This window comes from Haemophilus parainfluenzae (assembly GCF_014931415.1).
Taxonomy (GTDB): Bacteria; Pseudomonadota; Gammaproteobacteria; order Enterobacterales; family Pasteurellaceae; genus Haemophilus_D; species Haemophilus_D parainfluenzae_AF.
This window is the reverse complement of sequence record NZ_CP063121.1, coordinates 37,726-52,568: the sequence shown is the minus strand read 5'-3', so window position 1 is coordinate 52,568 and position 14,843 is coordinate 37,726. Positions and strand designations below refer to the sequence as shown.

Annotated in this window: 17 protein-coding genes; 14 read left to right on the top strand and 3 right to left on the bottom strand. The window is 39.6% G+C overall.

Annotated elements, in window-relative coordinates; genetic code table 11:
• Positions 1 to 5: 5 nt before the first annotated feature.
• Complete coding sequence (gene ppdD / locus INP93_RS00255; protein ID WP_197544812.1) at positions 6 to 449, bottom strand: prepilin peptidase-dependent pilin; 444 nt, start codon at positions 447 to 449, stop codon at positions 6 to 8.
• A 142-nt stretch (positions 450 to 591) separates the two neighbouring features.
• On the opposite strand from ppdD, the gene ampD reads away from it, so the two are divergent.
• The 6 genes from ampD (at position 592) to tadA (ending at position 5,228) form a co-directional block, all read left to right on the top strand.
• The gene (ampD, locus tag INP93_RS00250) at positions 592 to 1,155 is read left to right on the top strand and encodes a 1,6-anhydro-N-acetylmuramyl-L-alanine amidase AmpD (RefSeq protein WP_197544811.1); all 564 of its coding nucleotides are present in this window, start codon (positions 592 to 594) and stop codon (positions 1,153 to 1,155) included.
• A gap of 483 nt (positions 1,156 to 1,638) precedes the next feature.
• Positions 1,639 to 2,232 carry an RNA pyrophosphohydrolase gene (gene rppH / locus INP93_RS00245; protein WP_049379955.1) on the top strand — a complete coding sequence of 198 codons (594 nt, stop codon included), beginning with the start codon at positions 1,639 to 1,641 and terminating at the stop codon, positions 2,230 to 2,232.
• On the top strand, positions 2,232 to 3,026 hold the full coding sequence (locus INP93_RS00240) for a sulfite exporter TauE/SafE family protein (RefSeq protein WP_197544810.1): 795 nt from the start codon (positions 2,232 to 2,234) through the stop codon (positions 3,024 to 3,026). Before rppH ends, INP93_RS00240 begins: the two co-directional genes overlap by 1 nt.
• Positions 3,027 to 3,034: 8 nt before the next feature.
• Positions 3,035 to 3,841 (top strand): prolipoprotein diacylglyceryl transferase, encoded by an 807-nt coding sequence (gene lgt / locus INP93_RS00235; RefSeq protein ID WP_070582537.1) that lies wholly within the window; start codon positions 3,035 to 3,037, stop codon positions 3,839 to 3,841.
• 13 nt (positions 3,842 to 3,854) lie between these two features.
• Positions 3,855 to 4,706 (top strand): thymidylate synthase, encoded by an 852-nt coding sequence (locus tag INP93_RS00230; protein ID WP_049364941.1) that lies wholly within the window; start codon positions 3,855 to 3,857, stop codon positions 4,704 to 4,706.
• 36 nt (positions 4,707 to 4,742) lie between these two features.
• The gene (gene tadA, locus INP93_RS00225; protein ID WP_049371643.1) at positions 4,743 to 5,228 is read left to right on the top strand and encodes a tRNA adenosine(34) deaminase TadA; all 486 of its coding nucleotides are present in this window, start codon (positions 4,743 to 4,745) and stop codon (positions 5,226 to 5,228) included.
• Positions 5,229 to 5,230: 2 nt separating this feature from the next.
• Here the strand turns inward: tadA and ung are convergent, their stop codons facing one another.
• Complete coding sequence (ung, locus tag INP93_RS00220; RefSeq protein ID WP_049371644.1) at positions 5,231 to 5,890, bottom strand: uracil-DNA glycosylase; 660 nt, start codon at positions 5,888 to 5,890, stop codon at positions 5,231 to 5,233.
• A 264-nt stretch (positions 5,891 to 6,154) separates the two neighbouring features.
• Here ung and grcA point away from each other — a divergent pair, with 264 nt between their 5' ends.
• From grcA to INP93_RS00180, 8 genes are all read left to right on the top strand, one after another.
• Positions 6,155 to 6,538, top strand: coding sequence for an autonomous glycyl radical cofactor GrcA (gene grcA, locus INP93_RS00215; RefSeq protein ID WP_005697846.1), 384 nt, complete (start codon positions 6,155 to 6,157; stop codon positions 6,536 to 6,538).
• A 168-nt stretch (positions 6,539 to 6,706) separates the two neighbouring features.
• Positions 6,707 to 8,503 (top strand): translation elongation factor 4, encoded by a 1,797-nt coding sequence (lepA, locus tag INP93_RS00210; RefSeq protein ID WP_197543654.1) that lies wholly within the window; start codon positions 6,707 to 6,709, stop codon positions 8,501 to 8,503.
• A 12-nt stretch (positions 8,504 to 8,515) separates the two neighbouring features.
• Positions 8,516 to 9,565, top strand: coding sequence for a signal peptidase I (lepB, locus tag INP93_RS00205; protein WP_197544809.1), 1,050 nt, complete (start codon positions 8,516 to 8,518; stop codon positions 9,563 to 9,565).
• A gap of 1 nt (position 9,566) precedes the next feature.
• Positions 9,567 to 10,250, top strand: coding sequence for a ribonuclease III (rnc, locus tag INP93_RS00200; RefSeq protein ID WP_005699979.1), 684 nt, complete (start codon positions 9,567 to 9,569; stop codon positions 10,248 to 10,250).
• On the top strand, positions 10,247 to 11,161 hold the full coding sequence (gene era, locus INP93_RS00195) for a GTPase Era (RefSeq protein ID WP_005695525.1): 915 nt from the start codon (positions 10,247 to 10,249) through the stop codon (positions 11,159 to 11,161). The genes rnc and era overlap by 4 nt, the downstream gene beginning before the upstream one ends.
• 78 nt (positions 11,162 to 11,239) lie before the next feature.
• Positions 11,240 to 11,845: a CDP-alcohol phosphatidyltransferase family protein gene (locus INP93_RS00190; protein WP_049367105.1), complete on the top strand. Its 606-nt coding sequence runs from the start codon at positions 11,240 to 11,242 to the stop codon at positions 11,843 to 11,845.
• 11 nt (positions 11,846 to 11,856) lie between these two features.
• Positions 11,857 to 12,489 carry a lysophospholipid acyltransferase family protein gene (locus INP93_RS00185; protein WP_197544808.1) on the top strand — a complete coding sequence of 211 codons (633 nt, stop codon included), beginning with the start codon at positions 11,857 to 11,859 and terminating at the stop codon, positions 12,487 to 12,489.
• Positions 12,490 to 12,498: 9 nt separating this feature from the next.
• Positions 12,499 to 13,431: a phosphatidate cytidylyltransferase gene (locus INP93_RS00180; protein ID WP_005695529.1), complete on the top strand. Its 933-nt coding sequence runs from the start codon at positions 12,499 to 12,501 to the stop codon at positions 13,429 to 13,431.
• Positions 13,432 to 13,481: 50 nt separating this feature from the next.
• On the opposite strand, the gene INP93_RS00175 is transcribed toward INP93_RS00180, so the two are convergent.
• Positions 13,482 to 14,696: a pyridoxal phosphate-dependent aminotransferase gene (locus tag INP93_RS00175; RefSeq protein WP_049372855.1), complete on the bottom strand. Its 1,215-nt coding sequence runs from the start codon at positions 14,694 to 14,696 to the stop codon at positions 13,482 to 13,484.
• Between the last annotated feature and the right edge of the window lie 147 nt (positions 14,697 to 14,843).

Here is a 14,843-nt window from a genome sequence, read left to right as displayed (position 1 = left end):
TTTCGCTATTTAGCCGAAGAACAGAAGCCTGCAGGGAATAAATCTGCATTGCTTGGGCAAGCAGTTGTCCAGGTGACACCTGATGAGGTTGAGCCTGTCGCCGTTAAAGAATAACTGATCCCATCTAATGAACCATTTCCTGTCACCGTAATCACACCCGATTTTGTGGTGATGGATTTGACATAGCCTTTTGCAGTAGTGATGTCTGCTGCAATGCCATTTGAGCCACCTGAACAGTTTGTTGGGGCATTGGTGCTATAGATACATAGTTCCACATCAGATTTATAAGGTGCAGAAGCTTGTAACAATTCGGAGATAGCCGCTTTTTTGGTATAATTTTGATAAGACGGAATGGCGATCGTCGCGAGAATAGCAATAATCGCAATCACGATCATCAATTCAATTAACGTAAAACCTTTATGTAAAGGTTTAGAAAAAGTCAGTTTCATTAAATTAAATTTCCTTTTGGTTGAATAAAAAAATGCCAGGATTGGCTGCAACATTGTGTAAAAGGGAAAAATGAAAGTGAAACTGACCGCACTTCTTTTGCGATCTCGATCGCAAAAATAAAATTTAATCGCAGAAAAATAGATGAATAAGATAAAAAATGGCTGGTTAAGCCAGGCAAGAAAAGTGATTTCACCACATTTTGATGAACGTCCTGATGTAGAGGATATTTCATTACTCGTCATTCATTACATCAGTTTGCCGCCAGAACAATTCGGTGGGGGATATGTAGATGATTTTTTCCAAGGTAAACTCGATCCAACCATCCATCCCTATTTTGAGGAAATTTATCAATTTCGCGTGTCTGCCCATTGTTTAATTGAACGGGATGGCAAGGTGACACAGTATGTTAGTTTCAATGATAGAGCATGGCATGCGGGGCTTTCTTGCTTTGAAGGACGCGATAAATGCAATGATTTTGCGATTGGGATTGAGCTAGAGGGCAGTAATGAACAACCTTTTACAGCGGAGCAATACCAAGTGCTTGCTGCATTAACACGAGATATTATGCAAGCTTACCCGAAAATAACGCTCGATCGTATCGTTGGGCATTGCGATATTTCGCCTGGTCGTAAGCTCGATCCTGGTCAATATTTTGAATGGGAACGCTATTTAGCGTTAGTCAAAAAAGACTTGGATGAAAAATAATCACTAAAATTTTTGATTGAATGTGAATAAGATAATTTCTGAGGAAAAGCGTTATCTTCATGAAATTAAAGATAAAATTTCTTCTCAAAAATCGATGGTAAAATGCTAAGAAGAGTTATGCAACAGTCACCATTTGCTCAATCACAATTTTATCCACAGAAATATTGAATAACTCACAGCTGTTATTTCTTCACCAAGCCAGAAATGTTTAAACTAAAAAATAGCTGAATTTTTGACCACACTTTGATGAGAAAAAGTGCGGTCATTTTTTTGGAAAATTTTTAATTAAAGGTTATGCAAAAATGAAAAAAATGAAGTGTGAAAAGCGGTTTTTAATTTTTATACACAGTTAAATTTAGACTATCCAAGTGTTACCCACAGAGTTATCCACAATAGGGTAAATATGCCCATTCGGTTGATAAAAAAGCGAATTTATGAAACAATCTGCAAATTATTTTTGTACAAAATTTAAGGTGAACGATAGTGATCGATTTTGATGGCTACCGTCCAAATGTAGGCATTGTCATTTGTAATCGCAAAGGGCAGGTGCTTTGGGCTAAACGATACGGGCAGAATTCGTGGCAATTCCCGCAAGGTGGAATTAACGATAATGAAAGTGCCGAACAAGCCATGTATCGTGAATTATATGAAGAGGTTGGTTTGCAACCCAAAGATGTGAAGGTGCTTTACGCGTCTAAACATTGGTTGCGTTATAAGCTGCCGAAAAGATTGCTGCGTTATGACAGCAAACCCGTGTGTATTGGGCAAAAACAACGTTGGTTTTTGTTGCAATTAGTGGGGGATGAAAAAAATATCAATATGAACACGACAAAATCACCGGAATTTGATGGTTGGCGTTGGGTAAGTTTTTGGTATCCCGTACGTCAGGTTGTGTCCTTTAAGAAAGATGTTTATCGCAAAGCGATGAAAGAGTTTGCCCAAGTGATGTTTGGCAATGAAAAAACATTGCTTGAAAATACGCAAGAGCATGAGACAAATAAACCTTATCATGCGCCGCGTAAAAATGGTTTTTCTAAATATCAAAAACGTTCATCTTATAAATCAAGGGGACAATAATGCTCACTTTTATTCTACTTTGTTTGCTTGTTGGGTCTATTGTTGGTTTTCTTGCCGGATTATTTGGCATTGGTGGTGGGTTAATTATCGTCCCTACCTTGGTTTATTTATTGCCGATGATAGGCGTGCCTGAACCCTTGCTGATGTCTACGGCATTGGGAACTTCATTTGCGACCATTGTGATTACCGGATTTTCTTCTGCACAGCGTCATCATAAACTAGGCAATATAGAGTGGAGTGCCGTTAAAGTATTGGCACCGATGGTCATGATTTCGGTCTTTATCTCTGGTTTGTTTATTGGCAAGCTTGATCGTGATGTATCAGCTAAAATCTTTGCCTGTTTAGTCGTGTATTTAGCGGCAAAAATGGTGATTTCTATTAAGAAAAGCACAGGGAAAACCAAACCTTTAACGACGCAAGCCTCTGTTATTGGGGGGATTTTAATTGGGATGGCATCAAGTGCTGCTGGAGTTGGCGGTGGTGGTTTTATCGTGCCATTTTTAAATTCCCGCGGGATTGATATGAAAAAAGCCATCGGTTCTTCTGCATTCTGTGGGGCACTTCTTGGTTTATCAGGTATGTTGAGTTTTATGGTGAGTGGCTGGGGCAATCCTGCCATGCCAGATTATTCCCTGGGTTATGTTTATTTGCCTGCCGTGCTTGGTATTACGGGCACTTCATTCTTCACTTCTAAACTAGGGGCAACAGCAACCTCCAAACTCCCTGTCCCAACCTTGAAAAAAGGCTTTGCTTTGCTATTAGTTGCGATCGCAGTTGATATGTTTATTAAATAAGGAATGTTATGAATTCAGAATTTTTGATGCTTCCGCATTTTGATCCGACTATTTTTACTTTTGGTAATAGCAATATAGGGCTGCGTTGGTATGGTTTAATGTATTTATTAGGCTTTATCTTTGCTCGTTGGCTAGCGGTTCGTCGTGCCAATCAACCAAATAGTGGTTGGACTGTGGATCAAGTGGATACGTTACTTTTTAATGGCTTTATGGGCGTGTTCTTAGGTGGTCGTATTGGGGATGTTTTCTTCTATAATTTTGATCATTTTGTGCAAGACCCGCTGTATTTATTTCGTGTTTGGGAAGGGGGAATGTCATTCCATGGTGGATTAATTGGGGTGATTATTTCAATGATTTGGACCTCTTATTCTCAAAAAAGAAGCTTCTGGCAGACGGCAGATTTTGTGGCACCCTTGATTCCATTTGGCTTAGGGATGGGACGAATTGGTAACTTCATCAATTTAGAACTTTGGGGACGAGAAACGGATGTCCCTTGGGCTATGATTTTCCCAAATGATCCATTGTTGTTGCCTCGCCATCCTTCACAGCTTTATGAGGCGTTCTTAGAAGGTTTCGTGCTGTTTATTATTCTGAATGTCTTTATTAAAAAGCCTCGTCCTGTAGGGTCGGTAGCTGGATTATTCCTGATTTGTTACGGGATTTTCCGTTTTATCGTTGAATATGTCCGTGAGCCTGAAGTGGAATCTTTCTTAGGCATCATGACTCGTGGACAAGCGCTTTGTTTGCCGATGATTATTGGTGGTGGGTTAATTATGGCATGGGCATACAATCGCTCTAAAAGTGCGGTTCATTAGTAAGGAGTTTTTTATGAAACAATATTTAGATCTTTGCCGACGAATTGTAAATGAGGGTGAGTGGGTTGCTAATGAGCGTACTGGTAAGCGTTGCCTTACAGTGATTAATGCGGATTTAGAATATGATGTTGCTAATAATCAATTCCCCTTAATTACCACGCGTAAAAGCTATTGGAAAGCGGCGATTGCGGAATTTTTAGGTTATATCCGTGGTTATGACAATGCGGCAGATTTCCGTAAGCTTGGCACCAAAACATGGGATGCCAATGCCAATGAAAATGCCGCTTGGCTTGCCAATCCACATCGTAAAGGCACCGATGATATGGGGCGCGTTTATGGTGTACAAGGCCGAGCATGGCGTAAACCGAATGGCGAAACCATCGATCAACTTCGTAAAATTGTGAACAATTTAAGTCGAGGTATTGATGATCGTGGTGAAATCCTGACTTTCTTTAATCCAGGCGAATTTGATTTGGGTTGTTTGCGTCCTTGTATGCACACTCACACATTTTCCTTAGTGGGCGATACACTGCACTTAACGAGCTATCAGCGTTCTTGTGATGTACCACTTGGCTTAAACTTCAATCAAATTCAAGTCTTTACTTTCCTTGCATTAATGGCGCAAATTACTGGTAATAAACCGGGCAAGGCATATCATAAAATTGTGAATGCACATATTTATGAAGACCAACTTGAGTTAATGCGTGATGTGCAATTAAAACGTGAACCATTCCCGTCACCACAATTAGAAATTAATCCTGATATTAAAACTCTTGAAGATCTTGAGACTTGGGTAACGATGGATGATTTCAAGGTGGTGGGTTATCAATCTCACGAACCAATCAAATATCCTTTCTCTGTTTAGGCATTCAAAGTGCGGTCAGATTTAGACGAGAAATTTATGCAACACGCTCTGATGCTTGCCGATCGTGCAGAAGCACTCGGCGAGATTCCTGTCGGGGCTGTGTTGGTGGACGATGAAGGAAATATTCTCGGTGAAGGCTGGAATTTATCTATCATTGAAAATGATCCGACCGCTCACGCTGAAATTGTCGCATTGCGTAATGCAGCACAACATATTCAAAATTATCGTCTGCTCAATACCACACTTTATGTCACCCTTGAGCCTTGTACTATGTGTGCGGGTGCGATTTTACATAGCCGAATTAAACGTTTAGTCTTCGGTGCATCAGATTATAAAACCGGGGCTGTAGGTTCTCGCTTTCATTTCTTTGATGATTATAAAATGAATCACACATTAGAAATTACCTCTGGCGTGTTGGCAGAAAAGTGCGGTCAGAAATTGAGTGATTTTTTTAAAAAAAGACGAGAGCAGAAAAAAGAAGAAAAGCGGGAAAAGAATCTCCCGCTTGATGTTGAGTCGTAATCTTAAACTTGCCAATCAATTTCACTTAAACCATTTTGTTTTAAATATTCGTTAGTTTTAGAAAAATGATGACATCCTAGAAAACCACGATGAGCAGAAAGTGGAGAAGGATGCGGGGCAGTTAAAACATAATGACGATTGCGATCAATAAATTGCCCTTTTTTCTGTGCATGACTTCCCCAAAGTAAAAATACTACTTTTTCACGATGTTCATTAAGTGCTGCAATCACTTGGTCTGTAAAAACTTCCCAACCAAATTTAGCGTGTGAATGTGCCATGCCACGTTCTACGGTCAGCACGGTATTCAGTAGCAGCACGCCTTGCTCCGCCCATTTCACTAAGTAGCCATGATTTGGCATGTGAAAACCTGGAATGTCGTTAACCAATTCTTTGTACATATTCAGTAGAGAAGGGGGAATTGCCACTTCAGGTTTCACCGAAAAAGCTAAACCGTGTGCTTGATTTGGACCATGGTAGGGATCCTGCCCTAAAATGACGACTTTTACTTTATCAAATGCCGTATACTTAAAGGCATTAAACACTTCGTCTTGCGGTGGGTAAATGGTTTTCCCCACGAGTCTCTCTTGATGAACTTGTTGTAGAATGTGTTTAAAGTAAGGTTTTTCTTTCTCTTGACCGATAACATCTGTCCAGGTTTTCATTCTGTATTTCCTTATTGGATAGGCTTAGAGACATTATAAATGAAATTGCTTAGAAAGGCTTTACTAAGAATAATGTTAATTTCTTGTTAAATCTTAAAGTATTGTGAGATCTTTTTACATCTAAAACCTTAATCTAGATCAATTTTCGAAAATTAGTCAGAGAAAAGAATCTGTTTTAGGTCAAAATTAATTGAATTCTTCAAATAGTTTGATAAAATTTGCACAGTTTAATAAATATACAACCGCCAAATTAGGAGGCACTTTATGATCAAAGGTATTCAAATTACTCAAGCAGCAAATGACAATCTTTTAAACTCATTCTGGTTATTAGACAGCGAAAAAAATGAAGCTCGTTGTTTATGTGCAAAAGCTGAATTCGCAGAAGACCAAGTAGTCGCAGTAAGTGAATTAGGCCAAATCGAATACCGTGAATTACCGGTAAACGTAGCACCAACTGTTAAAGTTGAAGGTGGTCAACACTTAAACGTAAACGTATTACGTCGTGAAACGTTAGAAGATGCAGTAAACAACCCGGATAAATACCCTCAATTAACTATCCGTGTTTCTGGTTACGCAGTACGTTTCAACTCTTTAACGCCAGAACAACAACGCGACGTTATTACTCGTACTTTCACTGAAAGCCTATAATTTCAGCTTGAATGAAAAAAGAAACCCCGAAGTAATTCGGGGTTTTGTTTTATCTAAAAGGTTTGAAAATTTGACCGCACTTTTCCCTTTCATCCCTAGCGATTTCTGCGCTTTTCAGGTACAATCCGCCAGTTAAATTTAATGATTTTTGAGAAAACTAATCTATTTATGAAGAATATTCGCAACTTTTCTATTATTGCCCATATTGACCACGGTAAATCGACCCTTTCTGACCGATTAATTCAGACCTGTGGGGGCCTTTCAGATCGTGAAATGGAAGCGCAAGTGTTGGATTCCATGGATCTTGAGCGTGAGCGCGGTATTACCATTAAAGCACAAAGTGTAACGTTAAATTATCAAGCGAAAGATGGTGAAACTTACCAATTAAACTTTATCGATACACCAGGACACGTAGACTTCTCTTATGAAGTGTCGCGTTCTCTTGCGGCTTGTGAAGGGGCATTGTTAGTTGTGGATGCGGGACAAGGCGTAGAAGCTCAAACCTTAGCAAACTGCTATACCGCCATTGAAATGGATTTAGAAGTCGTACCGATTTTGAATAAAATCGACTTACCGGCCGCAGATCCTGAACGTGTTGCAGAAGAAATTGAAGACATCGTGGGTATTGATGCGATGGAAGCGGTACGTTGTTCAGCTAAAACCGGAGTGGGTATCGAAGATGTATTAGAAGAAATTGTTGCGAAAATTCCCGCGCCAGAAGGTGATCCTGATGCACCGTTACAAGCATTGATTATTGACTCTTGGTTCGATAACTATTTAGGCGTGGTGTCATTAGTTCGTATTAAAAATGGCGTATTGCGTAAAGGCGATAAAATCAAAGTAATGTCCACTGGGCAAGCTTACAACGTCGATCGTCTAGGTATTTTCACGCCAAAACAACTGGATACGACTGTATTAAATACCGGCGAAGTAGGTTGGGTTGTTTGTGCGATTAAAGATATTTTAGGGGCACCAGTAGGGGATACCTTAACCCATCAGCACAATCCAGCAAGCCATGTATTGCCAGGCTTTAAGAAAGTAAAACCGCAGGTTTATGCTGGTTTATTCCCTGTTAGCTCTGACGATTATGAAGCTTTCCGTGATGCGTTGGGTAAATTAAGCCTAAATGATGCATCACTTTTCTATGAACCAGAAAACTCGACGGCTTTAGGTTTTGGTTTCCGTTGTGGCTTCTTGGGGCTTTTACACATGGAGATCATTCAAGAGCGTTTAGAGCGTGAATACGATCTTGATTTGATTACCACCGCACCAACGGTAATTTATGAAGTTGAAATGACCAATGGTGAAGTGGTTTATGTGGATAGCCCATCAAAACTGCCACCATTAAATAATATTGCGGAAATTCGTGAGCCGATTGCAGAGTGTAATATGCTCGTGCCACAAGAATTCTTAGGAAATGTCATCACCCTTTGTGTGGAAAAACGTGGCGTACAAACCAATATGGTGTATCACGGTAACCAAATTGCGTTAACCTATGAAATTCCAATGGGCGAAGTAGTCTTAGATTTCTTCGATCGCTTGAAATCAACATCGCGTGGTTATGCTTCTTTGGATTATGGTTTCAAACGTTTCCAAGCAGCTGACATGGTACGTGTGGATATCATGATCAATGGTGATCGTGTTGATGCGTTAGCATTAATTGTTCATAAGGATAATGCCCCTTACCGAGGTCGTGAATTGGTTGAGAAAATGCGTGAACTCATTCCACGTCAACAATTTGATATTGCCATCCAAGCCGCGATTGGTAACCATATTATTGCGCGTTCAACCGTAAAACAATTGCGTAAAAACGTATTAGCAAAATGTTATGGTGGTGACGTGAGCCGTAAGAAAAAACTCTTACAGAAACAGAAAGAAGGTAAAAAACGAATGAAATCTTTAGGTAACGTGGAAGTGCCGCAAGAAGCGTTTTTAGCGATCTTACATGTAGGTAAAGATAAATAGGAAAGTAGATCAATGTCGAATGTATTTTTTATTTTGTTGTTAGCTGTGGGCTTTGCTGGTTGGAAAGCGTTAGATTATTTCCAGCTGCCTAACACATTCAGTATTTTATTGCTGATTTTGACCGCACTTTCCGGCATTTTATGGTGTTATCACCGCTTTGCGGTGATGCCGAGACGCCGTCGTCAAATCGCACGCGCAGAACAACGTTCAGGCAAAGCATTAACGGATGAAGAAAAAGCGAAAATTGAGCCTATTTCAGAAGGCTCAGAATTTATTTCTTCGCTTTTCCCTGTGTTATCCGTGGTATTCCTTGTGCGTTCATTTATTTTTGAGCCATTTCAAATTCCATCTGGATCAATGGAAGCGACCTTGCGCGTAGGGGATTTCCTCGTCGTGAACAAATATACTTATGGCATTAAAGATCCTATTTTCCAAAATACGATTATTGAAGGTAATAAACCAGAACGTGGTGATGTGATCGTGTTTAAAGCACCGGAGCAAGCGTTACTTCGTACAAGCTTAGGCGCAACGCGAGCAGCATATGCGGAAAACCTTGCATTAACGTCTAAAGATAATATGTCTGGTGTGGATTACATTAAACGTATTGTCGGGAAAGGCGGTGACCGCATTATCCTTGATGTTGAAAAAAGTGCTTTAACATTGGTTTATGGCAAAGATGGCAAACCTTGCGAAGTAGATTGCCAAACTAAAGCGTTTGAATATAAACACGAACCCACAAATCCAGCCTTCCCAACGCAAGTTGAATATTTGGAAATCGGTGATGTGACACACAGTATTTTAGTGGAGCCAATGCGCCGTTATTCGGGGATTGAATTCTATCCACAAGAAGGTTTACCTACTGCAGAATGGATTGTGCCTGAAGGGCAATATTTTGTGATGGGTGATAACCGTGATCATAGTGATGACAGCCGTTTTTGGGGATTTGTACCAGAAAAAAATATCGTGGGTAAAGCCACTTATATTTGGATGAGTTTAGAAAAAGAACCAAATGAGTGGCCTACAGGCTTCCGTTTTGACCGTTTCTTTACAAAAATTAATTAATATGAATCATTTAGATCGTCTAGAACGAAAAATTGGTTATCAATTTTCCGATCTAAAAAATTTAAAATTGGCACTGACACACCGCAGTGCCTCCACTCAACATAATGAGCGCCTAGAATTTCTAGGTGATTCGATTCTCAATTATGTCATCGCGGATGCGCTTTATCATCAATTCCCTCGTTGTAATGAAGGTGAACTTAGCAGAATGCGTGCCACATTAGTTCGTGAGCCAACCCTGGCGATGATTGCCCGCAATTTTGAGCTTGGGGATTATATGTCCTTAGGTTCTGGTGAATTGAAAAGTGGTGGCTTTCGTCGTGAATCTATTTTGGCGGATTGTGTTGAAGCGGTAATTGGCGCAATGGCATTAGATTCAAGCTTTGATAAAGCAGCAGATATTGTGCGTAGCTGGTATAAAACGTTACTCGCCGAAATTAAACCGGGTGATAACCAAAAAGATGCTAAAACGCGCTTGCAAGAGTATTTACAAGGTAAGCATTTTGCCTTACCAACCTATGAAGTAATCAAAATTGAAGGCGAAGCCCATTGCCAAACCTTCACCGTAGAATGTACAGTAAAAAACGTACCCAATATTGACCGCACTTTTATCGCGAAAGGTTCTAGCCGCCGTAAAGCAGAACAAGCGGCCGCAGAACAAATCTTAAAAACATTGGAAATTAAATGACCGAATTAAATCAAGAACAAGAGACCTATTGTGGCTTTATCGCTATCGTAGGTCGCCCAAATGTAGGGAAATCTACTCTGTTAAATAAAATTTTGGGACAAAAAATCTCGATTACATCTCGCAAGGCGCAAACTACGCGTCACCGTATTGTGGGAATTAAAACGGAAGGTATCTACCAGGAAATTTACGTCGATACGCCGGGACTTCATATTGAAGAAAAACGCGCAATTAACCGTTTAATGAACCGTGCAGCAAGCTCAGCAATAGGGGATGTGGATCTCATTATTTTCGTCGTGGATGGTACACATTGGAATGCCGATGATGAAATGGTGTTAAACAAATTACGTAACGCGAAAGCACCAGTCGTACTCGCCATCAACAAAGTTGATAATATTAAGAATAAAGATGATTTATTGCCATTTATTACCGATTTAGGCAGCAAGTTTAACTTTGCTCACATTGTGCCGATTTCTGCACAACGTGGTAATAATGTCCATCAATTAGAGAAAATTGTTCGTCAATCACTACGTAAAGGCGTTCATCACTTCCCTGAAGATTATGTAACGGACCGTTCACAGCGTTTTATGGCGTCAGAAATTATCCGTGAAAAGTTAATGCGTTTCACTGGGGAAGAGCTACCTTATTCGGTAACGGTTGAAATTGAACAATTTAAAGTAAATGAGCGTGGTACTTATGAAATTAATGGCTTGATTTTAGTTGAACGCGAAGGCCAAAAGAAAATGGTGATCGGTGCTCAAGGACAAAAAATTAAAACCATTGGTATGGAAGCGCGCGCTGATATGGAACGCTTATTTGATAATAAAGTACACCTTGAACTTTGGGTAAAAGTGAAGTCCGGTTGGGCGGATGATGAACGTGCCTTAAGAAGTTTAGGTTATATGGATGAATAAAAAACTTGAGTAATACTCTATACCGTCCTATTATTGGAAACATATTTATGTTTTTTAATAAAAACAAGGAGATGGTAGATGAGTATCTATGCCTTAAAACCCAAATTTCAGAATTTACTTCGGCCTTTAGTTAGGCAATTAGCGGCAAAAGGCGTAACGGCAAATCAAGTTACGCTAATTGCCTGCTTACTTTCTATTTTACTCGGTGTGGTTCTCGCACTATTTCCGACATTTTCTTCTCTTTTCTTCCTTATCCCTATTTGGTTGTTTTTGCGTATGGCGTTGAATGCCATTGATGGCATGCTAGCACGTGAATTTAATCAAAAAAGTCGATTAGGGGGGTATCTTAATGAAATTACTGATGTCGTTTCAGATGCGGCACTTTATCTTCCTTTTGCTTTTGTCGCACCTTTTGATGGTATTCAAATCTCAAGTATTATTTGGCTTGCCGCGTTGAGTGAGTTATGTGGCATTTTAGGGCAAGTTCAAGGCAAAACGCGTCGTTATGATGGTCCAATGGGTAAAAGTGATCGTGCATTCGTATTTGGTGTGCTCGGTTTACTCTATGCTGTGAATGGTAGTTTGCATTCACTTTTCTGGTGGGTAGCCAATATCGTCATTATCTTGCTCATTGTGACTTGTATTAAGCGAGTAAAAAATGGTTTAGCCGAAGTGACGGAATAATAGGAGCAAATATGTTTGCGAGATTAATCGATTTTTTATTGTGTCGTTTTGCTTCTTTTATTACAGGCGTTCGACCACAAGCCGCAATTGCGGAACAATCTTCAGAAGGGCATCGTGTCTATTTTGCCAATCATAATAGTCATGGGGATTTTATCTTACTTTGGATTTCATTGCCTTATGAAGTAAGAAAACAAACTCGCCCTGTTGCAGGCAAAGATTATTGGACGAAAGACGCAATTCGTCGCTTTTTAGCCTATAAAGTGTTCAATATGTTACTCATTGAGCGTAATAGCCAAGATCCAAAAGCAGCCATACGACAAATGAGTGAAGCATTAGTCAATGACTCCCTGATTATTTTTCCTGAAGGAACTCGTAAGATGGATGATGATTTACCACTTCAGCCGTTTAAAAGTGGATTGTTTTATTTAGCCAAAGAAAACCCTGATTGTGAGTTTGTGCCCGTTTGGATTAGTAATATGAATAATGTTTTACCAAAAGGCTTTATTTTACCGATCCCATTATTATGTGATCTTTATGTTGGCGAACCATTAAAGATTGAGAACGGAGAGGCTAAAGAGGCCTTTTTAACACGTGCTCAATCGGCATTATTAAGTTTAAACGTCAGTGAAAAAGGCAAATCTTAGGAGCAAATGATGACAGAAATATGGCAACTCTTCGGTGGTTTATTTATCGCCTTAATTTTTGCTTCCTCGGTGGGATATATTTTAAAACGCAGATCGGGTGTGGATACACCAAATAGCGTTATTGATAACCTGAATGCACGCATCAATGCTTGGTGGGTGATGATTGGGATTATCTTTATTGCGAGTTTATTGGGCTTTTATGGCGTAATTGGGCTCTTTTTGATTATTTCATTTATGGGATTGCGTGAGTTTCTTTCTCTATTGAATATTCGTCGAGGCGATCATCTTGCGCTAGCTGCTTGTTTTTATGTGATCTTGCCATTGCAATATTTTTTAGTCGCCATTGATTGGTTTAGTATGTTTACTATCTTCATTCCCGTATATGGCTTCTTATTTTTACCTATTTTGTCGGCATTACTCGGCGATCCTGCGCATTTCCTAGACCGTTCAACAAAAATTCAGTGGGCATTGATGATTAGTGTATTCTGTATTTCACATATTCCCGCTTTATTGACCCTTGATATCTCGGGTTATGAAGGAAAAAATCTTTTATTAATGATCTTCTTAATCTTGGTGGTGCAGTCCAGCGATGTGTTGCAATACGTTTGGGGTAAACTTTTTGGTAAGCATAAAATTGCACCAACCTTATCGCCATCTAAAACGGTAGAAGGTTTTGTTGGTGGGGTATTAAGTGCGAGTTTATTAGGGATGTTGCTTCATTGGATGACACCATTTAATGCATGGCAAGCCTTTTTAATGAGTCTATTAATTTGCTTAATGGGATTCTTAGGGGGGCTCGTGATGTCAGCAATGAAACGCAGTATGGGCGTGAAAGACTGGGGGAATATGATCAGTGGCCATGGCGGTATTTTAGACCGTATGGATTCGCTTTGTTTCTCTGCACCAATTTTCTTCCATGTGGTGCGTTATTTCTGGGCATAGTTATAAATCATGAAATAAAAAAAGAGCGGTTAATTAACCGCTCTTTTTTATTATTGACGATAAGTCTCTAAGAATCGTGCCAATTTGCCAATGGCTTCTTCTAATTGACCGGTATAAGGAAGTGTCACCACACGGAAGTGATCCGGTGAATGCCAGTTAAAGCCTTTACCGTGCACGAGAAGCACTTTTTCTTTACGTAATAAATCGAGCACAAATTTTTCATCACTATGAATGTTGAATTTTTGGATGTCGAGTTTCGGGAACATATACATCGCCCCCATTGGTTTTACGCAACTAATGCCTGGGATTTGAGTAATTAAATCATAGGCTTTATTGCGTTGTTCCAGCAAACGACCGCCTGGTTGAACAAATTCATTAATACTTTGATAGCCACCTAATGCAGTTTGAATGGCGTGTTGCATTGGTACGTTTGCACATAAACGCATAGACGCCAACATATCCAAGCCTTCAATATAGCCTTTAGCATGTTGTTTTGGCCCATTTAAAATCATCCAACCTTGACGGAAACCAGCAACACGATACGCTTTTGATAAGCCATTGAATGTAATGGTTAATACATCTGGTGCAAGAGCAGCAATATGATGGTGGACTGCACCGTCGTAGAGAATTTTGTCATAAATTTCATCTGCAAAAATAATCAAATTATTTTCACGTGCAACTTGGATAATTTCTTCAAGTAATTCTTTGCTATAAACCGCACCTGTTGGGTTGTTCGGGTTGATTACGACGATAGCTTTAGTTTTGGCATTGACTTTTGCGCGAATATCATCAATAGCTGGGAACCAACCAGCCTCTTCATCACATAAATAATGTACTGCATTTCCGCCCGCTAAGGTCACAGCCGCTGTCCATAATGGATAGTCTGGCATTGGGACCAATACTTCATCCCCATCATTGAGAAGTGCTTGCATGGACATGGTAATCAATTCAGATACACCATTCCCGATGTATACATCGTTTACTGTCGCATCATGAATACCTTTAGATTGATAGTATTGCACGATAGCTTTACGTGCTGAATACAACCCTTTGGAATCGCAATAACCTTGTGCAGATGGTAGGTTGCGGATAACATCAACTAAAATTTCATCAGGCGCTTCAAAACCAAATGGGGCAGGGTTGCCGATATTAAGTTTTAAGATTTTGTTGCCTTCTTCTTCTAGGCGTAAAGCTTCTTTGTGAACCGGTCCACGAATATCGTAGCAAACGTGTTCTAATTTGTCTGATTTCGGAAAAGATCTCATTAGTAACATCCTATGATAATTAGATTTTCATTCAAAAATTACGTCTAATTTACGCTTAAATTCTTATCTTGAAAAGATTTTATAAAAAAATTTTTTGAATGTATTAAAGTGCGGTAGAATATGGGCTAATTTTTTGTGTGTTTTATT